Source organism: Nocardia asteroides, from assembly GCF_021183625.1.
GTDB lineage: Bacteria > Actinomycetota > Actinomycetes > Mycobacteriales > Mycobacteriaceae > Nocardia > Nocardia asteroides_A.
Window position 1 is genome coordinate 1,168,814 of sequence record NZ_CP089214.1, and the last position, 23,270, is coordinate 1,192,083.

The 23,270-nt window shown below is 59.8% G+C and carries 21 protein-coding genes; 13 read left to right on the top strand and 8 right to left on the bottom strand.

The annotated features are described in order from the left end of the window. Positions 1-4: 4 nt before the first annotated feature. Both LTT61_RS05820 and LTT61_RS05825 read right to left on the bottom strand, forming a co-directional pair. A complete protein-coding gene (locus LTT61_RS05820) occupies positions 5-661 on the bottom strand; it encodes a DarT ssDNA thymidine ADP-ribosyltransferase family protein (RefSeq protein ID WP_233018904.1) in 657 nt (218 codons plus the stop codon). Then, entirely contained in the window at positions 658-2,043 is a 1,386-nt protein-coding gene (locus LTT61_RS05825; protein ID WP_233018905.1) for a 3'-5' exonuclease, read from the bottom strand. The genes LTT61_RS05820 and LTT61_RS05825 overlap by 4 nt, the downstream gene beginning before the upstream one ends. A 691-nt stretch (positions 2,044-2,734) precedes the next feature. Here LTT61_RS05825 and LTT61_RS05830 point away from each other — a divergent pair. Together LTT61_RS05830 and LTT61_RS05835 are read left to right on the top strand one after the other, a co-directional pair. Continuing rightward, the gene (locus LTT61_RS05830) at positions 2,735-3,808 is read left to right on the top strand and encodes a serine/threonine-protein kinase (protein WP_269821853.1); all 1,074 of its coding nucleotides are present in this window, start codon (positions 2,735-2,737) and stop codon (positions 3,806-3,808) included. Between the two features lie 133 nt (positions 3,809-3,941). Then, a complete protein-coding gene (locus LTT61_RS05835; protein ID WP_233018907.1) occupies positions 3,942-4,280 on the top strand; it encodes a histone-like nucleoid-structuring protein Lsr2 in 339 nt (112 codons plus the stop codon). A gap of 30 nt (positions 4,281-4,310) precedes the next feature. Here the strand turns inward: LTT61_RS05835 and LTT61_RS05840 are convergent, their stop codons facing one another. Together LTT61_RS05840 and LTT61_RS05845 are read right to left on the bottom strand one after the other, a co-directional pair. Then, the gene (locus LTT61_RS05840; protein WP_233018908.1) at positions 4,311-4,766 is read right to left on the bottom strand and encodes a hypothetical protein; all 456 of its coding nucleotides are present in this window, start codon (positions 4,764-4,766) and stop codon (positions 4,311-4,313) included. Positions 4,767-4,826: 60 nt separating this feature from the next. Further along, entirely contained in the window at positions 4,827-5,996 is a 1,170-nt protein-coding gene (locus LTT61_RS05845) for a hypothetical protein (protein ID WP_233018909.1), read from the bottom strand. A gap of 228 nt (positions 5,997-6,224) precedes the next feature. Here LTT61_RS05845 and LTT61_RS05850 point away from each other — a divergent pair, with 228 nt between their 5' ends. Next, on the top strand, positions 6,225-6,470 hold the full coding sequence (locus LTT61_RS05850) for a helix-turn-helix domain-containing protein (protein ID WP_233018910.1): 246 nt from the start codon (positions 6,225-6,227) through the stop codon (positions 6,468-6,470). A gap of 925 nt (positions 6,471-7,395) precedes the next feature. Next, entirely contained in the window at positions 7,396-8,949 is a 1,554-nt protein-coding gene (locus tag LTT61_RS05855; protein ID WP_233018911.1) for a hypothetical protein, read from the top strand. A 113-nt stretch (positions 8,950-9,062) separates the two neighbouring features. Here the strand turns inward: LTT61_RS05855 and LTT61_RS05860 are convergent, their stop codons facing one another. Next, on the bottom strand, positions 9,063-9,968 hold the full coding sequence (locus LTT61_RS05860; RefSeq protein ID WP_233018912.1) for a helix-turn-helix domain-containing protein: 906 nt from the start codon (positions 9,966-9,968) through the stop codon (positions 9,063-9,065). Positions 9,969-10,344: 376 nt separating this feature from the next. Between LTT61_RS05860 and LTT61_RS32615 the strand changes: the two genes are divergently transcribed. After that, the gene (locus tag LTT61_RS32615; RefSeq protein ID WP_269821854.1) at positions 10,345-10,473 is read left to right on the top strand and encodes a hypothetical protein; all 129 of its coding nucleotides are present in this window, start codon (positions 10,345-10,347) and stop codon (positions 10,471-10,473) included. Between the two features lie 570 nt (positions 10,474-11,043). Here LTT61_RS32615 and LTT61_RS05865 read toward each other — a convergent pair. Next, positions 11,044-11,385 (bottom strand): hypothetical protein, encoded by a 342-nt coding sequence (locus LTT61_RS05865; protein ID WP_233018913.1) that lies wholly within the window; start codon positions 11,383-11,385, stop codon positions 11,044-11,046. A gap of 224 nt (positions 11,386-11,609) precedes the next feature. On the opposite strand from LTT61_RS05865, the gene LTT61_RS05870 reads away from it, so the two are divergent. Genes LTT61_RS05870 through LTT61_RS05880 form a run of 3 tightly spaced genes read left to right on the top strand, consistent with a single transcriptional unit; the run spans position 11,610 to position 13,266 of the window. Next, positions 11,610-11,891 carry a hypothetical protein gene (locus LTT61_RS05870; RefSeq protein WP_233018914.1) on the top strand — a complete coding sequence of 94 codons (282 nt, stop codon included), beginning with the start codon at positions 11,610-11,612 and terminating at the stop codon, positions 11,889-11,891. Next, entirely contained in the window at positions 11,891-12,439 is a 549-nt protein-coding gene (locus LTT61_RS05875) for a DUF6879 family protein (RefSeq protein WP_233018915.1), read from the top strand. Before LTT61_RS05870 ends, LTT61_RS05875 begins: the two co-directional genes overlap by 1 nt. Further along, positions 12,436-13,266: a helix-turn-helix domain-containing protein gene (locus LTT61_RS05880; protein WP_233018916.1), complete on the top strand. Its 831-nt coding sequence runs from the start codon at positions 12,436-12,438 to the stop codon at positions 13,264-13,266. The genes LTT61_RS05875 and LTT61_RS05880 overlap by 4 nt, the downstream gene beginning before the upstream one ends. A 21-nt stretch (positions 13,267-13,287) precedes the next feature. On the opposite strand, the gene LTT61_RS05885 is transcribed toward LTT61_RS05880, so the two are convergent. After that, a complete protein-coding gene (locus tag LTT61_RS05885) occupies positions 13,288-14,598 on the bottom strand; it encodes a helix-turn-helix transcriptional regulator (RefSeq protein WP_332909227.1) in 1,311 nt (436 codons plus the stop codon). A gap of 209 nt (positions 14,599-14,807) precedes the next feature. On the opposite strand from LTT61_RS05885, the gene LTT61_RS05890 reads away from it, so the two are divergent. Continuing rightward, a complete protein-coding gene (locus LTT61_RS05890) occupies positions 14,808-15,299 on the top strand; it encodes a DNA-directed RNA polymerase subunit beta (RefSeq protein WP_233018918.1) in 492 nt (163 codons plus the stop codon). A gap of 1,275 nt (positions 15,300-16,574) precedes the next feature. Here LTT61_RS05890 and LTT61_RS05895 read toward each other — a convergent pair. Then, positions 16,575-19,544: an ATP-binding protein gene (locus LTT61_RS05895; protein WP_233018919.1), complete on the bottom strand. Its 2,970-nt coding sequence runs from the start codon at positions 19,542-19,544 to the stop codon at positions 16,575-16,577. Positions 19,545-19,676: 132 nt separating this feature from the next. On the opposite strand from LTT61_RS05895, the gene LTT61_RS05900 reads away from it, so the two are divergent. The 4 genes from LTT61_RS05900 (at position 19,677) to LTT61_RS05915 (ending at position 23,266) form a co-directional block, all read left to right on the top strand. Further along, positions 19,677-19,940, top strand: a complete 264-nt coding sequence (locus tag LTT61_RS05900) for a hypothetical protein (RefSeq protein ID WP_233018920.1) — start codon at positions 19,677-19,679, stop codon at positions 19,938-19,940. Between the two features lie 350 nt (positions 19,941-20,290). After that, the gene (locus tag LTT61_RS05905; protein WP_233018921.1) at positions 20,291-20,440 is read left to right on the top strand and encodes a hypothetical protein; all 150 of its coding nucleotides are present in this window, start codon (positions 20,291-20,293) and stop codon (positions 20,438-20,440) included. Positions 20,441-20,529: 89 nt separating this feature from the next. Next, entirely contained in the window at positions 20,530-21,738 is a 1,209-nt protein-coding gene (locus tag LTT61_RS05910; protein ID WP_233018922.1) for an OmpA family protein, read from the top strand. Between the two features lie 55 nt (positions 21,739-21,793). Continuing rightward, positions 21,794-23,266, top strand: a complete 1,473-nt coding sequence (locus LTT61_RS05915; RefSeq protein WP_233018923.1) for a hypothetical protein — start codon at positions 21,794-21,796, stop codon at positions 23,264-23,266. Positions 23,267-23,270: the final 4 nt, after the last annotated feature.

The window sequence follows — 23,270 nt, forward strand, 5'->3', positions numbered from 1 at the left end:
TCACTCACTGGAAAACCTCAGGCCGACAACTGATCTCACAGTTCCGCATCCTGTTGAACGCACCAAACCAACCTTCGATCTCATCGAGGTGCTCATCTCTTGGAACGTACACGGCCTGAAGCTTACTCAGGGACAACTCGCCCGGATAAAGCACCTCTGCCTGCACGTCGGTCGGCTGGTCATGAGGAACATCAATACGTGTCTTCACGCTGCCGTAGTACCCCCAGGGGATAGGTTCACTATAGAGATCGCGAAGTCCGTCTATACCCTGTCCACGACGGACGACGGCAGAATACGTATTGTTGGTCGTCGTGAACCACACGCCTTCATCTGCCAAAATTTCGGGGGAGAAGGCCAACACCGCCCACCACACAGCTTCTCGTTCAGAGTCTGCGGGCCTGTCGTGCCATCGTTGCGAAGATCCGAGCATAGGGTTATTAACGACAGAAATCGAAAGATTGATGTAGTCGAGCCACTGCGGATCTTTGCGGACTTCACAGTTCGGCAGCGCAATATTTTCCAAATACTTGTCGATATCCAGCCGCTGCCGGCTACAGATAGCCCAACGTGAGAGAATACCGAGCAGGCCGTGATTCGTTGTGAAGTGAACTACCTCTTTGATTCCTCGGTCCTTCACGAACTCCAGGATCTCGTCGCTCACAACAGCACCTCTTCATATGTCGACTGACTGCAGTAGCCAATCAACGAGGACGCTCCGCTCTCTTTGTAGCCAATGGTCACGGTCTTTCGCGCACGACCAATTCCCATGGCGAGAAGACGCCGAAGATTCTCAAGTGTAACATCCCCAGCCTCTCGGCCATGTGGCGTCACTTCCTGGTTCAGGCCAATGATGACCACGTGGTCGAATTCGAGCCCCTTGACAGAATGTATCGTCGAGATCGCAACAGATTCGTCACCCTCTGGCCAGAATTCTTGCCTGGTCAGATCGACGTACGGTATCTGCAATCGCTTCAAACTTTTCTCGACGTAGATGAACCACCCAAGAGGGTGCAAGAAAGCAACGGACTCGCCAGCCTCAATTGCTCCGCAAATTACATGCTCTACAACCCAGTCCATTTGCTCCGAGAACAATCCCACCAGCACTTTAGGCAGAGGGCCTTCAGCAGTGGCGGCATTGAAGTCAGGAATGATGCCATCCTCGCCCAGGGTGAGACCTTCAACTAGCCCTCTCGCGAATGCGGCAATCTGTTTAGTGTTCCGATGGTTTTGCTTGAGGAGCCGAACCACAGGGTTTACGATTCCAGCTTCTTTCCACGTATAGGAGCGTGGATATATTCTTTGTGCAGTGTCGACAACGAACGTCAACGAGTAGTCGGGGGCGGCAGTATGTGCAAGAACTGCGCGGATTTGATTTGCTGAGAAGTCTTGTGCTTCATCAACGATGATCACGTCCCACGGTATCGCCGGGGCATCTTTAGCCTCGACCGCCAAGTCATTCCAATCAAGAAGGTCCCGTCGCTGCTTCTCTTTTGCGTAAGGGTACACGACCTCGTCTAGGATCTTCCGTCTGAGCGCAGAATCGACGCGCGGCGATAGACCCCTACCATCCCGTTGAGTGGTGATGTAGTCCTCAATATCTGAAGGAAGAAAACGACCCAACAAGTATTGCACCTCGTCGAGCATGAACTTTTCAGGCAGTCCAATCGGCTTAACTAGCCGCTTCAGAATAGCCACCGACTCATCATTTTGAATATTCGGGATTTGAAGAATATCTAATGCAAAGCGCGCGAAGGTCCTAACTTCTAATTGGAGATCTGGAGTACCTGCAATCTGCTGGCGAGCGAGTTCACCGACGTAGCCTTTGAGCGTACGATTATAAGTCAACACAAGCACACGAACGGGCCTTTGCAGACCAAGACGCTTATGCCTAGCAGACCAATTGGAACATAGTTGTTTCAGGCGCATGAGGGCCGTTGTGGTCTTTCCGCTACCTGCAGCACCTTTGATCACGAGCACGGGTCGATTTATCAAGAGAATGGGCAGTTGTTCTGGAGTCGGATCGACGACCGGCAGTATCCGCATGGAAGCCTCTTGTTGTTGGAAGAGTGTCGATTTGTCTTCTCAAGATTTGAAAGCTAGGCGATCTGGCTCTACAGCACCCTCACGGGCGATCGATCGGATGCCCGTGCCGTTAAAGCCCCTTGGTGCATCGGACCGCAGAGCTGCCGCGTTCCACGATCCTCCTTGGTAGCCGTCGAACCCAGGTCCGTCGGTCCTGAGTTTCGGCAGCGATGCTGGGGAACCCACTGGAGGCTGAGATAGCAGCGCCTTCCATCGGCCGACCTCAAACGAGCACACCATCAACACCCTCCCGAAGACATGCGCGAGTCTCCTGCGCATCAACAGCACGTCATTCCCCCGTGCCGTCGTTGTAGCCCGCATCAGGATACAGATGTCCTCACCCTCAGGCGTTCACGGCTCCGCCGGACTAGAGGCGAGCGGCCACTGGGCAGGCCAGTGCTCCTACAGCAGCGGGCCGACGCGAGACCGAGAGAGCAGAACCTCAGGCTTCGACCCGCTGACAAGTACACATCCAAGCCCCGACGCATCCTCGCCAGCCGAGCCACATGCAGCCTCCTGCAGGAGAGTTGGATCGTATCGCGGGCAGGACCCGGTCCATCGCCCCAGCGTGGATCAGGCACGTAAAGTCCTGTGTGTCAGTGGAACGGGAAGACGGGACACGCGGTTGGGAAGTTCGCTCGGCCAAGGTCAGATGTTCGCCGGATACAGAATCGAGCACCTCGTTGGCAAAGGTGGTATGGCTGAGGTGTACCTGGCACGCGACCGCAATCTGCCTCGGTCTATTGCCTTGAAGGTACTCTCACCGCTTGCACGCCTTGACGATGACCTGAAGAAGCGATTTCGGCGCGAGACCGAAGCCGTTGCAGCACTGTCCCATCCGAATATTGTCACTATCCATGACGGGGGCACGAACGAAAAAGTGCCATGGATCTCGATGGCATACATCGATGGCGGCGATTTGCGATCCCAGCTTCTGAGCGGCCATCTCGGGGCAGTCAGATCTGTTGCGCTTATTAGCGATATCGCAGAGGCGCTGGATCATGCGCATGAACACGGCATAGTTCATCGGGATGTCAAACCAGCAAACATCCTTATCACGAGTGGACGCAACGAGCGCGCAATCCTTACAGACTTCGGTATCGCCAAGTCGGGGAAAGAAACAAGCCACTTGACTCAAACTGCGAATATGGTCGGCTCATTTCAGTACGCCGCACCTGAGCGATTCGCGGCAACCCGAGAACTGGACCCGCGCAGCGACGTCTATTCGCTGGGCTGCACACTGTATCATCTATTAACTGGCATGCCACCATACGCTGGCGACATTGTGCAGCTGATCGCGGCGCACGCCCATGCTCCGATACCCAGCTTGAGCGAGTCGAATCTTATTGCTCCGAACGAACTTGACAGCGTCATAATTAGGGCCCTCGCCAAGAATCCCGAGGACCGTTTCGAAACCTGCTTCGAGCTGGCAGAAGCTGCTCGCGCCGCCTTGACTGGTACGACCGTGACGGCGCTTACAGCAAAGGACATTCGAGGATTCTGGCCAGAAATCCGAATGTCACTAAAAGCCGAGCACGCCTCGCTGCATGCAATGCTGTCCGGCTCTAGGTTCTCCCATCTCGATAAGAACGTGCTAGTTCTTGTCCATCAGAATGCCCCACTCATGACTCGGTTGTCTTCCGAGCATAATAGGGGCATACTGCTCGGAGCTATCCATGAGGTGCTGGGCAGTAATCTCTACGACCTGCGCTGGGAGCTCGCTTAGCCCGAATAACATGGTCGGCACCCACGGGCGTCTGCGGGAGGCAACAGCAGGATGCGTCGACCGCACTGATTCGCAATAGACCGCAGACCGGACTACGCTCCTTGCTAATATCTTCACGTTGGAAGGACCCACATTGGCGCGCAAAGTGATCGTCGAGATGGTCGATGACTTCGATGGGAAGTCGACAGCCGAGGAAACCGTGTTCTTCGCGCTCGATGGCGCTCAGTTCGAGATGGACCTCTCGACCGACAACGCGAAGCAGCTGCGAGCCTTCTTCGAGCAGTGGACGCCGCATGCCCGGAAGGTGGGTCGGGCCCCGAAGTCGAAGAGCGTTGCTCGTTCCACCGATAACCGCGAAAAGACCCAGGCCATACGCGACTGGGCCCGGACCAACGGCGTCGACGTGTCGAGCCGAGGCCGCATCGCCGCCGAGGTGGTGGACGCCTACAAGCAGGCGGTCAAGGGCGAGTAGCTCGGGCGCACAGTCAGGGGCGAGAGGACCTTACGGGACATCGTCCGTGCGCTCCAGCTGCGACAACTGCCGGTGAAGTTCAAGCTCGGCCCAGTCGTCGTCGGATGGCGACGGTGCGACCTCGCGCACGCCGAAGACATGATCGGCTTGCCTGCGCAACGTCTCGATGTCGAGACAGGCCGCCATCGCTCGCCTGATCACCGGGTAGAGCGGGCCGAACCGCTCGGCTTCGACCTGCCTGACGTGCTTGAGGCTCCATACCGCTCGGCCCGACTGCGTTCGCTCTGTTCGAGGTCCGAACACCCGCTCGAGGTCCTCCCTGCGATAGCCAGCAAGCCGAAGGTTCACTTCGTCGATCTGGCCGTTGCCGATCAGGTGTTCGCCATCGTCGGTGTTGTACTCCGGCGTGCCTCTGTACTCGCGGATGATCCGCTCGTCCGGCTCGTCTTCGAGCGCAAAATCGAACCCCGTGTACTCGTCGGCCATACACCCTCCCCGGTGCTAAGCGTGTGACGCGCATGCTCGCGTCTCCCCTGCCGCCGGAAGCTACCGGGGCACAGAGGACTTGTCGACCGCCGGGTTCTGAGTTGGGTCAAACTGCGGATCGAGGATCCAGACGAACCCGACTCCGCTTCGCGGGAAGGCCCAGCTGTCGAAGCCGACCCGCACCACCTTGCCTGGGACGGTGTCCGGCGTCCGCTCGATTCGGGCGGCCTGGCTGCTAGCGATGAAGTCGACGACGCTGACGCGTTCGATGTTGCAGTCGCTGTAGTCGAGTTCCACTGTGACGCCGCGCGTCGGCTGTTCGATGTCGATGTAGAGAAGGTTGCCACGCTGCTCAGTGACGGTGCGGTAGGTGTAGGCCACGCGCACAGGATCATCCATCTGCTCCGGGGTGAGGTTGAGGTCGACGCTGTAGACCTGGCCGCCCTTTCGAGCGGCCCGGCGGATCGGGCGCTCCGCGCCATCCACACTGAATTGCACCAGCTCAAAGGCTTCCCGCTTGGAAGGGTCGACGTTGGGCTTCGGCGACATAATCCATGCCGAGGTGCCATCGTGGCCGCCAGTGATGTCGAGGTACTGACGGCGGTTGGCGACGACCGCGAAGTGGCGGGTGTGGTGTTTCGGTGTGACGGAATACTCCCAACGCACACTCACGCCGAACAGCGCGTTCCCTGCGGCCAGATTTTGAGGAGCACCGAAGGTGCTCCCACCGGGTATACCCGGTAGCGGGGAGAGGCGGATTTCCACCGAGACGTCATGCCACCGCTCTGGTGCGCGAACGGCTTGGTCACGGATGTCGCGGTAGACCTCGTCGGCGAAGGTGGCGTCGCCCAGCCTGAGCGCTAGGCTGTTCCGCACGATTCCGTCAAGGGTCTCCGGGCTGGCGACACGCGCTAGGTCGTCGTTGCCGACGGCGAAACCATCGATCACGGCGTCGCGCATCGCAGGCGCCGACTCGGCCAGGACGCGCTTGAGCCGGGCGGTATCGCGCGCCTCGCGGTCCTTGCTCGTGAAGTAATCGATGCCGAGCCCGAGCACGCCGGCCACCAGGAGGGTGCCGCCAACCTCACTCCACGGGAAGAGGCCAAGCCAGGTCAGTCCGGAGGCTGTGGTCAGCTGAGCGTCGAACACCATGAGCCCGAGCACGCCGGCCACAGCGATTGCGGCAATGATTGTCTGCAGCTTGATGATGCGTTCGTGCGGATCTTGCATACTCTGCTTTTATTGTAGCAGAACAAAACGGCGCTTGCCGAGCAAAAGCGAAGGGCCGCAACAGCTTGTGCGCCGTTACGGCCCAAGGCAGGGGTTGTCCCTCGATTGCTAGTCGCTGTCGCCGCCCATTGTCCACCTCCCTCGCTGGCCGCCCGGCCGGTACCGCCCGCAACCGGTGCTCAGTATCCTAAATTGGGATATTCGGTTTTGCAAGGTGCGGTTGACCTTGTGGAAAAGTCGATCTATTCGGCGGAGTACCAGCGCCTTTGCGCGTTCTTGCGGCAACTGCGCCGGGAAGCCGGGCTGACTCAGGTCGAGGTCGCGCGGCGCCTCGACGTGCCACAGTCCTTCGTCAGCAAGTACGAGACCGGTGAGCGGCGGCTGGATGTTATCGAGCTGCTGCATGTGGTACGTGCGCTCGGCTCTACGTTGAATGAAGTAGTTCACCAAATCGCTCCGGGAGAGAATCCCTGACCGGAGCGGCAGCACGGCAGCGGATTCGGCTAATCCTACGGCGCTCGACTGCTCAAGCCTCTACACCGTCACTACTGTCCTACGAACAGGGGACGATAGGCGACTTCCATAAGGGCTAAGTTGGCAGCGCCGAACACTTGGTGAGCCCAGCACAATCCAAGCAGATCGTGAGCGAGGTTTGATGAGCATCGGACCGGAACCACACGCCGAGGTGTCCGCAACAGTACACCTGGGCAGCCAGGCGTCTTCCAAATTACGTGGAAAAGGTCCTGCGCTGTGGGCAGCAGCAATCGTATTCATATTCGGATTCGTCGCAATGAATTTGTATGCGCTGACCAGCAGCGGTGCGAACGACCTTCCAGGATTATATTCATTTAGATCAGCCACCGTTGGCGATGGACTATTGCTCCCGATCCTTGCCTACGGCCTGATAAAGGTTGCGTCCGAACACGAATCATGGACTCGCAGGCAATGGATTATAGTCGCATTGAGCGGTGTCACGGGGGCCATGACCGGTGGCTTTCAAGTTCTGTTGTGGTTGCGCGATGAGGCCCCTCGCCCGAACTGGACATTCCCTGCGCCGCACACTTTCACTGCACCAGGCTGGTACCATGCAACCTTTCTCGTTATTACATGTGGATTCTTCGCTGCGGCCGCGATCGCCGCCGCGATCCGGTTGCGATCTCTAGCTTCCGATTCCCCTCGGGCGAAGTCCTTTCCAGGGTCACTCGGTTCCATTGCCGTAGTGGCGCCTGGGCCCGCCTTCGTCGGGCTCTTAGTCCTCGATAATGATGCTGTTCTCTGGGTCGCATGCCTCGCAGTCATCAGCGCAAGCACGACCATAGTTGTCGCAGCTTGGGTCGCACTCCACTTTTCGCCGACTCGCTCTCTAATGTCGTTGTATGTAATAGCTACGATCGCAGGAATGGCTTTCTGCAGCCTTTCGGGATCACGCCTCACCACCGCTGTAACGGTGCTTGCTACTGTCGCAAGCAGCTTCGGAGCGGCTTCTGTAGTAGGCGTGCTACCAACTACCTCAGCTCAAACTCGCCTCGGCGTTGCTGCTCTACTCGCATTAAGTGGAGCCGGGGCCTTCAGCGCTGGTCTCAGTCTAACTGAACAACCAGTTTTGCAGCCGCTCACAGCTGTCGCTATGTCTCTAGCCACGATTGTGATTACGGCCTTGATGGCTCAAGGTCGCGACCTAATTGAGAAAGCAACAGTAGCAGACATTCTGATCGCTGTTGGCGCAGCGGCACCGGTGCTGGCTCTGGGAGGAGCGGGTATCTACTATGACCTAGCACCAGCCGAACGGTCGAGTCCTTTCCTTGTAGGCGCGGCGATTGTCGGTTTATTCATAGGCTTTACTGCGCCGGTTATCAAATCGCGTTTCGATTCTGTCATAGAAGCCGAATCCCACCGAATGTCGAGCCGTCTAATATCTGCCAAGTGGGCTGCATACACCACTACAGGTGGGTTATCCGCCGCGACGCTCCTGGCATTTCTAGCGTACGCCATCGGTGTGTATTCTCATCAAGATTGGGTTGGAGGATATTCGACATCCACGGGAGCGCTGTATAGTTTCGCGCTCGCTCTCGGCCTCGCGTTGCTTTCGCTTCTTGTCATTGGCGGTATCGCCAGAGGGGCGCGGCGCGGCACGATAGCAACGGTTTTCGCCTGCCTTACCAGCCTCAGCTGGAGCATCTACGTCCTGGTAGCCCTGGGAAAGGGATTCCATTCGTACGTCCAAGCGACTGCTGCGGTTTACGTAGGAGTCCTCGCAGCATTCTTTATTGGCCAGGGGGTGATTGCGAATACGACCACCCTGCATCGAATTCGAGTCTCATGGGCGAGCGTTGCCATCGGAGGAAGTTGCGCGGTATCTATCGGTTTAACAGTAGCTTGGTCTATCGGGCCAGCGATCGCCGATGCAAGCGGCATCCGGTCCACGTTGCCAGCAGTAGCTGGACTGCTCCTCGCGATCATTGCAGGCGTGGCGATTCCGCCGATGATGGCGATAACGCTGCCCGGATCTACCCCAAAGAGACAATATGCTGCTGCAGCGCCAATTGCAGGAGTCTTTCAGGATGCATTTGTCACCACACTTTTGTGGGTTAGCGTCGGATGGGTTCCGCTCTTTTTCTTGAACCACATAAACGGCAAGCTCGCCTGGTGTGGCCCGCTATTAATGTACGCGTCGATGCTCGGCAGCGCCTACCTTTACGTAATGTCAAACAATATCAAGCACGTTGACAACGATTGGGATCACCTTAAGTCTCAAGTTGATGGTGAAGAGCATCGAATTCCCAACGACCAGCGCGACGCACACAATGCGCTGAGACGGCATATATTTACGCAGAATTTGCTTGCACTATTCGCTATCGTACCCGCCTTCATTCTTCTGCTGCAGCAACTTCGCGGTTTCAAAGACAAAGAATCGGCAACGATTCTTCGGTGGGAACTTCGACACGGGAAGTGATTTAGCGAGAAGATGTCGCCGGGCAGGAGAGTTCGTTCATAGTCAACCGTCAAGCTCACATCGAGAGCGACAAATTCCATGCGAGCGAGGCCGCACCCGAACGGGAATCTTTATTATCGCATCGCCTTCAGGAGGGCACGGCTCACATCGGGCGACTCGGCCAAGAGCATAGCGTTGTTGAACGCTGCCATGCACCCCTCGACATCCGCCTTCCTCTCATTTATGACGACTCTGTTGAACGTCTCGTTCACTACCAGATCAGGTAGATCCTGGGACGGAAATCTCAAATAGGTGCACGAGTGAGGGAGGCTCGCGGCAGCGCACTTGGTTTCCCGAACGATCTGCAAGCTGATATGGCTCTCCGGCGCTCTCGTCATATTCAATAGATGATCAAACTGCCGTTGCCTTACGTGCTGGTCAACGAAATTACTACGCAGGGCTGCTTCCTCGACGATTACCCACACGCGCGGCGGACTCTTGTGCCGCAGGATCTGTTGACGCTTCCGTAGGATTTCCACCCGCCTCTCAGGTTCAGTCCCGTGGGTGCCTGCTGCCTGTTCGAAGATCGCGCGTGAATACTCCTCGGTCTGTAGCAGTTCTGGCACGAATCGAGTCTCGTAGCAGTTGATACGCTGCGCGGCCGGCTCCAGATCGATGAGGTGTCCCCCATCGATCGGCAAGAGTGCGACATCGTCGGCCCACCAAGGCGTCAGTCCGCCACGATGCGCCAGCAGCTGAAACTCGGCCCAGCTGTCTGATGCGGCCCCGTAGAACCTCAGCAGCTCCGCGAGGTCACTCCGAGGGCAAGGGATACGGCCGCTTTCGATCCGGCTGAGTTTTGATTTCGAGCAGCCGATGGCCTTCGCCACTTTCTGGCCGTCGAGATTGCGCTCCGAGCGCAGGCGCCGCAGGCGCGTGCCGAGCAACACTCTCGCGACATAAGGTCTGAGGTCGTCGACGGCGAGGTCCGTGTAGCGCTTGAGCTCCGGCCCCTGCGGCGGGATGACTTTCGTCAGCACGTTAACCAGTCTGGCACGGCCCCACGACATCTGCGCGCGCGGTGGGCTTGCATCTGCAAGTACAGATGCAAGTACGTTTGACCTGAGTGGTGGGCGATCCGCCCCTGGCAGATCGATCGCTCCGACTTCAGCCCTGCCGCCGTTTGCGCCGATAGTGCTCTTGCACAGCATATTTCAAGCAGCCCGATCGAGAACCATCGAACAGTCAGACGTCCCTCGCTGCGTTCGGAATCGTTGTGTCAAGCAGACCGCAGCGCGTGTCGATCTGGACGAAGCATGGCCTGCGGTCTAGCCTTTCCCCGTCGTCTCCTCGCGAAGGGCGGGGGTCTGCTCCGAGATGCGGGGTATGAACCCGCGCTCAGTGAGGAGAGGACACGTGGCTACCGAAAAGGGCGAGGATCCTGATCCGGAGGATGGCCCGGACGACTGGCTGGCGGTGGTCAACACCATCGCCGCAGCCGCCGGAACCATCATCGCACTCCTGGACCTGATTTCGCGCTGGTAGTGCCGCGTTCAGAGCGGGTCGTCGTTGCAGCGGCGGCCCGCTCTTCTCTTCTTCCCGAACGAAACCAACCGAAGGTTTGTTACGTCCGAGTAAGGAGAGCCTACTCGGTTCCTGGCCGAGCGCCAACGGGCGACCGCTACCTGACGAAGCATAGCTATCCAGTAGCCGAGGTTGCCCGTCTGCAATTGCACCATAGCGTAAAGCCAGATCAGAGGCTAGATGCCCACATGTTGACATCCCGAGTCAGCAACCGAGCCTTATCCGAACCGTTATTAAACCGGAACGAATCCGCCCATTTTTGATCGGATAGGCCACGACTCGGTGAAGAGCCGGTGTCATCGTGGGCCATCGGGCTCGCGCTCGTTGCCAGGGCAGTCATCCGTTCCACCTGGCGAGCGTGCATATTCGAGGCGCCAGCCTCACAGCCACGTCGAGCGGGCTGGACGGTGAGCGTACATATGCACGCCCTGGTGTTGACGAGATCGCTGCTCGCGGCCGCCGCTGCGGCTCGGGTTGATAGCCGACCGTCGAGCAACCTTCGAGCGACGCGCTTTGAAAGAAGGCAGGTTGTCATGCCTCCGCCGCAACCAGGTGCCGGTAGACGGCGCGCGGCCGCACCACCAGAACGGTGCAGCGCGCGCGTAGCTGGAGCAGGAGCTCCGCGTCCTGGTTCAGATGCGACAGACCGTAGATGACGAGCGCCGCATATTCACCGTGCTCCAGCCGCTCAATGAGGCGCAAATAGCTGTCGCTGGTACGTGTTTCAGCGATGAGTACGTCCTCTTCGCTGGACGCGTAGCCGTACTCCCGAGCGAGTGCCTGTCCCCCAGTCACAGTCTGGAGTACAGCCCCACGCTCCCGCACCGCGAAGGCCAGTGCCCGCCGGCCACCCGTGCTCTGTTCCTTTTCCATCCCGCCGCCCTCCTTGGGGAGCAGTCGATGCCGGGAAGAACACGCTGTCGTGATGTCCCTCAAGCGTCAACCGGCACCGACCGCCTGCTCAAGGACGGTAGAGAGATGGTCAGTCCGGACTCCATAGCTTTGCAGCTCTTTGCACACAAGGTTGACCTCGTAGTGCCGCTCAGTCAGGCTTTTGCGGGCGGCTTCCGCCGCCGTTCGCAAAGGGGAGATTTGCTATGACGACACTGCGTCTGCTCGGCTCGGGATCCGGTCACGGTGCCTGCCCGGCGGTCTACGCTACCGACACCAGCCTCATCGTCCAGGGGGACCGCATCGCCGATGGCCACGCCGTGGCCGTGCCGCATCAGCTGCTCGACTGGCTGGAGCCGGGCATGACCCTGCCGATCGAGGCCACTGAAGCGCCCGGCATGGTGCTTGTGCCCGGTCAGCCGGTCACCACGGAGGTGCTGCAGCAGCTGACGCTCGACGACCACGAGACGGCCATCGAGGTGCGATAGTGCTGCACGTCACCGGAGACGACATCTGGGAACCGCTCTTCCGAGGCGTCGAGGACAGCGCCTTCCACCTGGAGGTCAAGGACAACTACGCCGTGGCCGACGAGGCCGAGGCGCTGCGTCGGTGGGCGGCCGGTGAACCGTACGAACATGACGAGCAGCCGGACTCCTGGCACGCGTGGGACGAGCTGATGCGCGAGACGTCCGCGCGCGGCGTAGCGCTCGAACGGCTGCGCGTCGTGACGGTGCCGCATTCCGACTACGTTCGGTGGCTCCTCAGCACGACCGCCGGAAACGTCGATACTGGCGAAGATGTGCGCTGGCTGCCGCGCCACCTGATCCAGCCGACCGACGTGCCTGCCGATGACTACTGGTTGTTCGACCGCAGCACCGTCGCCTACACCACCTTCGGCGAAGACGGAAGTTTCACCGGGCTGTCGATCAGCACCGACCCGAAGCTCGTCGCGTGGGCAGTCGAGGCGCGAGATACGTTGTGGCCGTTGGGTATCGCACACGCGGCATACATGGGCAGCGAGTACGCAACGACGTGACCGGCGTCGAACAGGCACGAGCGGCACTCGGCGCCCGCCTACGGGAACTGCGCCGGGATGCCCGCCTGTCCGGCATCGGCCTGGCGGCAGCGTGCGGCTGGCATTCCTCCAAGGTCTCCCGGATCGAGCACGGCAAGCAGAACCCAACCGAGGCGGACCTCGCCACTTGGTGCCAGGCGGTCGGCAATCTCGCAGTGCTCGATGACCTGGTGGCGTCGCTTCGCAACATGCAGGCCATGTACCTGGAATGGCAGCGCACCGTGGCGGCCGGCCACGCGCACCGGCAACGTCAGTCGATCAAGCTCGAAGCTCAGACCCGGCACGTCCGCTGGTGGGAGCCCGAGGTGGTTCCTGGCCTCCTGCAGACCGAGCGCTATGCGCGCGGCGTGCTGGCGGCGTGCATAGCGGTCATCGCCGGGCGGGATGACCTCGACGATGCGCTTGCCGCCCGGATGCAGCGCCAGCAGGTACTCGCTCAGGGCGACCATCGGTTCCACATCGTCATCGGCGAATGGGCGCTCTACCGCACGGTCGGCGATGACGATGTGATGCGGGAGCAGCTTGACCGCTTGACCGACCTTCTGGCACACCCACGGGTCCGCCTCGGTGTCCTGCCGCTGCTCGCGGAGTACCGGGGACCGGCGTCGAACTTCGTCATCTACGACCGGGCCAAGGTGCTGGCCGAGACCGTAAGCGCCGAGCTGACGATCACCAGGCCGTCCGAGATTCTTCTCCACGAGAGGACGTTCACGATCATCGCCGAGCAAGCTCGCTATGGCGCCGAGGCCGACGCGCTGATCACTGCCGCCGCACAGCAACGGCGCTGAGGACGCGGTGCCTCGGCAGAGTCAGATCCCAGCGGCTCGTCGCTCGAAGAACTCCTTGACCTCGGGCACCTTGTGATGCGGCTGCACGGCCCGCGCGATGCCCTCGATGTCCGCGTCCAGGCGCGTCGAGGCCAGTCCCTTGAACGTGTGCAAGTTCGCCGACAGCAACGCACACGATGCAGCAACATCTCCGGCGGCGAGGTAGTTCCTAGCCAGATGCACTTGCCAGTGCCAGTGCTCGCGGGGCCACGCTTTCGAGCCGCCGATTGCTGAGCGCAGGTGGGTATCCGCCTGCCGATGGTCGCCCGCCCGCATGAAGGCGAGGCCGGTCAACCCGGTCAGTTCGGCTTCGGGAAGGTAGACCCATTCCGGATCGTGCCCGCGCGCAGAGTCGTAGGCACGGTGTGCCCGGCTGACCGCACTAGCCATCGAGGACGTGTCACTCACCGCGCCCTGCGCCTCGGCCTCACGGACTGCGCAGAGGGCGCGCAGTCTCGGGCCGCCGTGCTTGGCCGCTGATCTCTGCGCAGCATGGGTGAGGTTGACGCCATCGCGCGGCCGGTTGCCTTCGCGGAAGGCCACGATGCCAGCATTCAGCAGGGCATGAGCACCGGCGATCCCATCGCCTGCGGCGGTGGCTGACTGGGCGGCGTCGGCGTAGTAGTGGCGCGCGTCATCCATCCGGCCAGCGCCGTAGTGCACCCAGCCGGCGGCGGTCATCATCTCGGCACCCGCGCTGGCGAGTGCCCGGCCGGTCTCCTCGGAGTAGGTGCCGGTGGTGAGTAACTGCTCGACGTAGCGCACTTCGTTGGCGGCCGTCCGACACAACCGATCACCACCGACGATCAGGTCGAGCTCGTGTATCTGATTCAGACTGGCGTTGATCGCGGCTACGTCGCTCGCACCGACCTTCACCCCCGTGGCCGCCCCAGCTTGGCCAAAGGAGCCCGCAGCGGTGACGGCCACGCCCGCGCCGCCAAGCGCTCCAGCTCTGAAGAAGTTGCGACGATCCACGTCCGCCTCCTCATCCGACTCCACCACCAGGATAGACAGCGGAACGTGCAGCGCGTGGGCTACACGACGTAGTACACGGACATCGTGTACCCCAGAGCCGCCGTGCTCCAGCTGTGAAATCGCGGGTTGGGTGTAGCCGAGAATTGCGCCGAGCTCGGTCTGGGTCATTCCGAGAGACCGGCGAACTCGGCGGATAACCTCGCCGGTGGTCATATACATCTTGGTCAACCCCGATGTCATAATTTTGCGTCTGTTTGCGAGTCTTTCCGACCTGAATAGCTGCTCGGTCGGGGTTTCGCGGCCCCTCCACCCGACCATATACCGCCTTTCTTATTTTTCAGAACGGCGGCCAATTTCAGCCGGTTTTCGGCCCTTCCGGCCGCTTACGGTCGCTTTCGCACCCGGTACCGGGCCGACGCCGAACAACCCCCGTCCGGCGCATTGGCCGCCAAGGTGGCAGGCCAGTGGCTACCGCCCCCGGTACCGGGTGCCCTCATATTCGGTGAGACTCCAGAGAGGCCACTCCCATGGAACCGACCGACCGCCGCCTGCAACCGAACGCGATGAGCGGCGATACGCCACGATCTCGCTGCGCCTACTACCGAAGCGTCTGCCAGTTGCCTGCGGTGCTGGAGCCGCCGACGGGTCGGATCTTCTTCACCACCGGCCGGGTCTGGGCGATCTCGATGCCAGCGGCGATGGGGCAGGCGGTCAAGCAGCACCTGGACCGCCGCCACGGTGGTGGGGGGCCGATCATCTCGCATCCGCGCCGCCACACCTGGACGATGCTGACGCGAGCCGACACGCCGCCAAACGCCGTGCGCGACGAAGCGATGCTCCAGCACTACGGCATCCGCGTCCTGCGCGGTGGACAGCGAATCGCACTGCCGTCGCCTGCCGATCGAGGCACGCAGTTCCGAGGATGGATCCTGCCGGCCCGCAGCACTTTCTGTCCGTCCGGGCTCGTCGTGCTGGCCTCGGCGCGCATCGTGCTGGGTGCGCGGGTGACTCACCGATAAGCAACCCCGGCCCATTACCACTCCGTCACGAGCCTGACGGACGGGTGTTGGTGTACCTGCCTGGCACGCGCGTGACTTCGCCGAGTGCCTTCGAGCGGCACCGCTGTTAGTCCAGCAGCACTATGTGGAGGCGGTCAGCGCCACTGCCACTGGCGCTGACAAGCTGCCGCGACTACTGGATGAGCGGCTGTATTCGGCTCCTTGAGTCGAGGATCTCACGCGTGCTCGCGCGAGACTGAGCTGCTTGCCGCCAGAAGGCTTGACGTACATCGTTCGACTGACAGCTCGGTGCGAGCAAAGGAGCTATAATTCCAGAGTTTCACCTGGGATACGGTACGCCAATCAAGCATAATGAGGTTCTGTAGAACTGAAGTTCGGGGAGCATGACACACCCAGGGCAGGACTCAATAGCTGGGGAGGATTGTAGTGGGAAGACCTCGCAAATCCGAGGGGTTGCGGCGCTGCCGTCTGTGTCGAGGAATCACTGTCAATGCGCGCCATCCGAAGATCTTAGTTCAAGCACCCTTTTTTCGGCGTCTCGATGGGTCGAACTCGTCCACCGAGTTGAGAATGTCCACATACACCGACGGATTCGGAGATAAAGAAGTATGGGACGAACCGGTCCAGCTGGGTCGGATCTATGTCGAGAGCATATGCTCCTATTGTAGGATCAAGATCGCCACCGAGATTGACATCCCCGCTTCCGAGGTCATGAGTCAATTAGCCGATCTATCAGAAGTAGCCATCGATGCTAGAGCGGCTGAGCATATCTCGCGCTTTACTGTCAAAACACTACTACTCATGAACGTCGCAGAGCCAACCTTTTTTTCTCCCGCTCTCGCAGCAGAACTCCGCACCGTCATGAGGACTAAAGTTCCGCTCGCCAGAAATATCAGCGTCGGCATAGCTCGTACCACAGGTAGAGAGTCGAAAGGATTGCAGTTCAGACAAATCGGCAAGAACGAGGCTCGATGCACATTCGGGACCTTGAGCGTTCACAACTTAGCTCTCTATGGATGCATCCCACAAAACACCGAAGTATCGATAGAAAGCATCGTGCCTTCTTCGCATCCCTATTGGCGATTTCAATCCGCATTCACTCCACTCTGGCCGTCACGAAGTTTTACACTACAATGGCCATTACCCGACGCTATAGGTATAGCCGACATTAATGAAGCATACGAAAAAGTGCGCACTTCAAAGCCAGGCACCGATCCTATTATAGAAGCGCTGCGACGGGCAGGTCTCCGATAGGATTGCGAATCGGAGTATTGCCTACATCAAGCTCATGAAACGAGGATCAGCCGATACTGCCCTTAGCCACTGCAGTGCATCGTCATTAGTTGAAAAGCCCTTGTGCGGCATAACTAGGCCCGCGAGCTCCGAGAGCAGATTCCGCAGCTCGCCTTTCCGGCTACTTCGGCGGCGCAATACAGCGATCTGAGCTGCCAAGCCCAATCTACGTCCACGAGCGTCTTGGTAGGCCTCCCATGCCTGAAGCGTTAGATCGGCTAAGCTTTTCAGATTAAAAACATAGTCCGATTTAAGCTGCAGAGCCATCTCTTCAAGGATGGCGATACGACATTGCAGATGTGGCTCGTCCAAGCTGTCGAGCAGCTGGCGCAGACTACTACGCTCCGAATCGTCAGCCTTGCGGACTTCGAACACTACGTCGATAAGGTATGCCTCAGTATATAAAGCTACCGCATGCCGCCGTCCCCCGGCGCGTACATGTTTCTGCGCCGCAGTAACGAATGCGTCCGACACTTGCCGCGCTGAATCCACGTCACTCAATGTTGATCGCAGAATCCACGCTTGCCCTTCAGCCGAATCTGCTTCACGTCCAAATGAATCGGCGAGATCCGGCGCTTCCTGGACTCGCTCCATGAAGAAGTGCCAATCCTTTGCTACCTCATGATTACCTTGAAGCCCGTAGAACTCTACCGCATGCCTCGCCATGCCAGCCGCATAAATAGGAAAGGATCCCAGGGATTCTCGATCGATCGCGCTCAACAGCTGTGGTGTCATAATTCCACCTACTCCCACCCAATTCAGCGACCTGCTGAACGTCAAAGCCAACCCCAACTTCACCACGTTGACAATGTCGGTCTGCAGTACCGACTTGAGCTCAGGAATGGGAACGGGCCACTCTACGAGGATTTCGCGGATCTTGTATGACACTTCAGCAACTGCCAGCAGCACCTCTGGATCATCAGCAACCCGCTTATCGCGCTGAACTAAGCCGCGCAATTTATCAAGATATTCTTGCCTTGAAATCTTCCCAAAGTGAAAGCAGGCCTTGAGCATTGCTTTATACTCAAGGTACCCGATGGCGATACCATTATGGGTATACACCATTTCTATATAGTCCTCGAATCGGCCGAGGTATGCCATTCCGACCCGGACATCGCCAACGAGTTGGTCGAGCCGATTGCGCTCGATTGTTTCCAGAATTGCAACTGGGAACTGTTTCAAGACAGTGCATATTGTTGGCGCCCAATTGATCAACTCGGGATGCAGGCGTCCGAACCGGGCGGTGGCAATTGACTGCCTGAATTCGAAATAAGCTTCAATGAACGAGTGTACGATGTCGCGTCGGTTTGCCCGCGTCACGTCACGGAAGAGTTGAGCCGTCACTCCGTGAATGCGGATATTTTTGAGATCCCGCGTAATAAGGTATCGACGATGGAGCGGTTCTGCTACTGCTTTTACAGCAAACTTCGAGAGGTCGCCGAACTCTGGAAATAATGTGCCGTAACGCGACAGAGTTTCTCCGCAGACCTCGGTCGGAACATAATCGGTACTGAGATGAGCGATACTCGCCAGCAGCAGAGATGCTATTACGTCTTCGCTTTCAAGCCTTATGAAGTAGCGCTCGTACAGCTTGTGAACTGCGCGACGATTTGACTCTCCCTTCCGCTGAATGAGACGACTCTCTTCGTTCGCGATTAGATCAGACATTTCATCTAGCGAAGTGTTGTCATTGGGGAACATTGCTAAACAGTCCATGATTATTCTTGGTTTGCGTCCTACCGAGCTAGCGAATCGACAGACCGCCTCCGCGCTCTCCTCGGGGCGAAACCAAGAGATCAACTGTTGAGCGGACGAAAGAGGCATTGGCTCAACATCGATAACGCTGAAGGGGTGAATGAAGTCGGTTGGGACTATCCTTTCTTCTGCAGTGATAAGAGTTCGAGACGCCCAGACGACAATGGGCTCGACTTCGGAAAAGTCGGAAACATTGTCGAGGAATACGATAGAATCAATACTTCTAGCGTCCGCCCGAGACAGCGTTCTTACAAACGAATCGATCGCCTTCTTGACGTCTGGTACAGGACCCTCTGGAAGATACTTTCCCAGCGTCATTTGTAGGCTCAGAATGTTTCCCGCATCGATATAGTAGACCGTAGAAGCGTATTTGCTTGCGGCGAGCGTTTGCATTGCGAGCGTGGACTTTCCATTGCCACTATCCCCCGCTAATAGCAGCACACGTTGTTTCCCTGAAATCCAGCTCTCTATCTCCGCAATTTCTTGAGGTCGCTGAATTATTGGTGGTCCATCATCGGCGGAGCGTCCAAAACGAGCGGCTATGACCCACTCGCCTGAGAGCAACGAAGCGGATGTGTCTGTTACTTCATCCACCTGCTCGCCCTCTCTCGCAATATCTTCACAGACTGGAGAGAACTCTCTCCTGAGAGGCAATCTCACGGGGGCACCCAGAATCAGAGCACGAATTTCAGGATCGTTGAGTGTTTTCCAGAGGTATCCGACATAACTCCGTCGGTACAGCGGCAACTTATTACGCGCTTGCGAGTTGTCGTCGTGCATCTCGCGGCCTTGAGTGCCCACCTTTTTGCCTGCACGCTCCCGCCTCTTAACTAGACCGGGTTCGACTCGGTCTTCAATAAGAAGCATCTCGCCCACCGCTTGCACGATATCGTGTGACATTGTCCCGCGCGAGTTTTGCTTTTTGCGCGCAACCTTCTTCTCCTTGATGCTCTCACCCTGCGCAAACCTGTCAAGAGCAACCAGGACACTTAGCAAGACCGCCGGATCTTCGACGCCGGGATCCTCTGAACCCAGAGCTTTTGCGACTAGCGCTCTGAGTTTGTCCAGTTTCCCCAGCTGATCAAGGTGAACCGCACCGCATGTGGAATGCTTGTACAAGCTGGTCAATTCTTCGGCCACTACACGGAGAAGCTGGGCGGTCCCCAGAGGTGATCCTAGCCCGTCCGCGCTTTGCATAGGCGATATGGTACCTGAGGCTGTCGCACCCGCTCGCAACGAACTGTGTTGCGCCTCCAAATATCTTGCAATTTAATACAAAGTATGGTACAATAACTCTGGGTGCGCATCAGTAGAAGGGTATACCTCCTGATGAGCAAGAATTTGATCGACATTCTCGAAGACCTCACGGGCGTATCGCGCGAATCAATTGTCGCAGGACTCGCTGCAGTGGGGATACAAGAATCTGACGTCAAAGAGTTCTCTCCCGCGCAACCAACGGTGGAGGAGGCGCTCCAAGCGGCTGCACGCATCCGCGCGCAGTACGCCATCGCCGCATGCTGGCACATGCCCAACGGGATCTACGAGGGCACAGGCGATGATGTCTACCTTCTGAGGCATGGCCTCGATTGGTGAGTCTTCACCAGCCGAACCCGATTCAACTCGCCACGTTCACCTGTCCATCTAGCGCACCCCTACGGCCCGTTCTCCCTGGAGAGCGGGCCTTTCTCGTCGCGCATTGATTTGCGACACGGTGTCCGAGTAATAAAATTGTCAGATTTCCGTCACAGCCGTGCGCATAGTCCTATCTCGAAGTTGTCAGGTATCCGTCAGGGACCTGACGGCCAGTAGGCAAAAGCGCTGGTAGACAGGTGATTACACGCTGGCCTACCTTCTGGGTGTCATCAGCTGCGACCCCGTGCAGAACTAGGAGCAAATCATCAGTTACGCAGCGATCGTTCGAATCCGAGAAGAAGGGCAGAGAATTGCTGACGGCACTGACCGTGTGGGCATTCCTAATGCTCACCTACGTGATCGTCTTTCCCGACGTCGCCTTCCAGGTGCATATGAAGCTCACCAAGCGCTTCAGCCCGGACGGCAGGAAGCGGCGCCACCGCAAGGGAGGCCGTCGCTGAGCTAATCCTATTGACGTACTCGGGGCCGAATACGCCACTCGGCCCCGAGTATGTCATGGAAATTCTTCTACAGAAAGGAATCCGCGCCTATGCCGATGAAGAAGACGCTGCCGCGCGGCAGACAGCCGCGCGTTCCCACAAATCTTCGCTACGTCGTCTTTGCCGTCGCTGTTGCCATTCTGGTCATCGGCGCATTGTGCGGGTGCGCATCTGCCCCCACGGATCAGGTCGCGTCCGCGATAACGCTCGTAGCTACAGCTACCAGCGCTGAACCCCGCCCGAGCCTGCCAGATTCGCTGGCGAACAAGCTGGCCAGCATGACTGAGCGCTCCAAGCAACGCGGCGACGCCACAGTCCGACTCCTGACCTCCGCTACCGGCGAGATCCACAGCATCGACATGACGCCGACGCGGCCGAACGGCCAGGTGCAGCATGCCGCAGCCGACGCCGAGCGCCAGATCAACGCGGCCATCGGGAAGCTCGGCGAAACCCTCAGCAACGCGACGGCACCAGTTCCGGGCTTGGCCGTGCTGCCGCTGCTCGACCGAGCCGCGCAGATCCCGGACGCCGACATTCACGTGCTGTCCTCAGGCATCAGCACTGAAGCCCCGATGGACTTCCGGGTGCTCGGCTGGAACAGCAACGTGGACAGCATCGTCGACAGCATCACCCGGCAGGGTCATCTGCCCAACCTAACCGACCGTCACGTGACCTTTCATGGCCTGGGTATCGCTGGCGGCTCTCAGCCGAGCTTGCCGCCCTTCGCCCGCGCCATCGTCGAGCGGGTTTGGGTCGGCATCTGCCAGCGAGCCGGAGCGGCGAGTTGCACCGTCGCGCACGACGCGCCGTCTGCAGCGGCGCCCGTGGCCACGATGCCGGTTCCGGTGATCCCCGTGCCGGAGGCGATCACCGAGGGCGGCTGCCCGGTATGGATGAACCTGTCGGATGCGGTGCTGAACTTCGCGGGCGGGAGCGCGGTCCTGCCGGCCAGCGCCGACGAGGCCCTGCGCCCGATCGTGGAGGCCACTAAGCGCTGCACCGTCCAAGCCATCGACATCACCGGGCACATCGCCGACACCGGTGACGGCGACGATCACAACAACCTCGCCGGACGCCGCGCCCGCGCCGTGGCGGACCGCCTGCTCGCGCTCGGCCTGCCACCCGCACTGCTCGGCACGGTGTCCGGCCGAGGTGCCCGCGAGCCGGTCATCCCCAACTTCACCGGTGGCGTCTTCGACGAGCAGAAGGCCGCAGCGAACCGGCGCACAGAAATTGTCTTCCAGCAGGCGAGCCGCTGATGCCCGCCATCCAACCCCAGACTCCCTTGTCTGCCAGCGAGATCGGAGATTACTCATGACCATCGCCCCCGCCACCCGCTCGAACGGCCAGCATCCCGAGCCGTTGCCACCGAGGACGGTGACGCTGCGCAAGCGCACCGAGCCGCTCGCCACATCCGAGGGGCCGCCGCACACGCCGCCGTCGGTGCCCACGCGGGACCGGCTCCTGTCCAAGCTCACCAACCGTCCGAACCACCGCACATGGATGGCGGAGACCATGGCGCTGGTCGACGAACAGAAGCGCATCGGCAGGCTGCGCGACCGTGATCTGCTCAGCAACATGGAAGCGCTGGTGCTGAGCAAGGGCATGGCGAGCGCAGGCCAGGCCCGCGACACGGGCGCTGCGCAGATCACCCAGCTGGTCGAGCAGTACCAGCGCACCGAGGCCGACATCGTCGTGTTGAGTGCCGAGCTCGCTCGACTCGACGATCAGCCAGTGACCGGTATGAACGGAGAGAACACCAGTGCGAAGCGGGCGAGCCTGCGCATGCAGGACGTCGCGGCCACCGTGCAGAAGGAGCACGACGCGGGCAGCCTCAAGCACCGCCAGGTGCCGCTATGGCTGCACCGCTCCTCGACTTGGGCAGCGCTGCTGGACTTCCCGGTGCTGCTCTACTTCGTGACGCAGGTGTTCAATGTCGACCTCGCCGGGATCGCTTCTGGCGACGGCGCCGCGCTCGGCGAGAGCATCGTGCCGCTGCTCACCTCGATCGTCTTCGCCCTGCTCGGCACCGCAGCGGTGGCGATCGGCCTGAAGTTCTTCGGCCGCGACCTCAAGGGCTTCAAGGACGAGCACGGGCACATCCAGCTGCCAGAGGGCAAGGCGCGGGTGATCCCGCTGCTGTTCATTGGCCTGGCGACGCTCTTGGCCATCGGGGCGGGGATCGTCATGGCCTACCGCATCGTGGCCGACAGCCTGGCCGCAGGCAACGGCATCACCAGCGCCCTGATCCTGGGCGTGTTCTTCGCGGTCATCGTGGTCGCGGTGAACGTGGTGGTCTTCGCGGTGCATTTCCGCGACGGCTCGCTCCAGACCGACGAGATCGGGCACCTGAACACCCAGGTGGCTCCGCACGCCGCGCGACGAGCCGAGCTGCACCGCCGGATCGACCAGCTCACCCCGGAACTCGATCTGCTGCGTGCCCGCGCTGAGCGGGTGTACGCCGCCACGTTGACCAAGATGGGCGAGGCGATCAAGGCGGCGGATCAGCTGCGGTTGCTGGCGCGGTCGTACCACCAGGGCTGCGGCGCTGAAGCCGAACTGACCGACCAGCAGGGTCGGCCACTGCGGGGACTGCTGCTGCCTGATGTCTCCCTCGATACCTCGCTGCTGGACGGGCTGCTCAAGCAGATGACACCGAAGCTGAAGGCCAGCCAGGACGCCAACGACGCGGATGCCGAGCAGGGTAGCGATGCCACGGCGGCCGGAGCTTCCGAAACCGTCGGCCCTGGCGAAACCGTGGACGACGACCTCGGCGGGGAGTGGTGACCGA

Coding starts and splice junctions, on each gene's coding strand:
- LTT61_RS05825 (WP_233018905.1), bottom strand. CDS start 2,043: ATGCGGATACTGCCGGTCGTCGATCCGACTCCAGAACAACTGCCCATT.
- LTT61_RS05830 (WP_269821853.1), top strand. CDS start 2,735: ATGTTCGCCGGATACAGAATCGAGCACCTCGTTGGCAAAGGTGGTATG.
- LTT61_RS05840 (WP_233018908.1), bottom strand. CDS start 4,766: ATGGCCGACGAGTACACGGGGTTCGATTTTGCGCTCGAAGACGAGCCG.
- LTT61_RS05845 (WP_233018909.1), bottom strand. CDS start 5,996: ATGCAAGATCCGCACGAACGCATCATCAAGCTGCAGACAATCATTGCC.
- LTT61_RS05855 (WP_233018911.1), top strand. CDS start 7,396: ATGGCTTTCTGCAGCCTTTCGGGATCACGCCTCACCACCGCTGTAACG.
- LTT61_RS05865 (WP_233018913.1), bottom strand. CDS start 11,385: ATGGAAAAGGAACAGAGCACGGGTGGCCGGCGGGCACTGGCCTTCGCG.
- LTT61_RS05870 (WP_233018914.1), top strand. CDS start 11,610: ATGACGACACTGCGTCTGCTCGGCTCGGGATCCGGTCACGGTGCCTGC.
- LTT61_RS05885 (WP_332909227.1), bottom strand. CDS start 14,598: ATGGTCGGGTGGAGGGGCCGCGAAACCCCGACCGAGCAGCTATTCAGG.
- LTT61_RS05890 (WP_233018918.1), top strand. CDS start 14,808: ATGGAACCGACCGACCGCCGCCTGCAACCGAACGCGATGAGCGGCGAT.
- LTT61_RS05895 (WP_233018919.1), bottom strand. CDS start 19,544: ATGCAAAGCGCGGACGGGCTAGGATCACCTCTGGGGACCGCCCAGCTT.
- LTT61_RS05900 (WP_233018920.1), top strand. CDS start 19,677: ATGAGCAAGAATTTGATCGACATTCTCGAAGACCTCACGGGCGTATCG.
- LTT61_RS05910 (WP_233018922.1), top strand. CDS start 20,530: ATGCCGATGAAGAAGACGCTGCCGCGCGGCAGACAGCCGCGCGTTCCC.
- LTT61_RS05915 (WP_233018923.1), top strand. CDS start 21,794: ATGACCATCGCCCCCGCCACCCGCTCGAACGGCCAGCATCCCGAGCCG.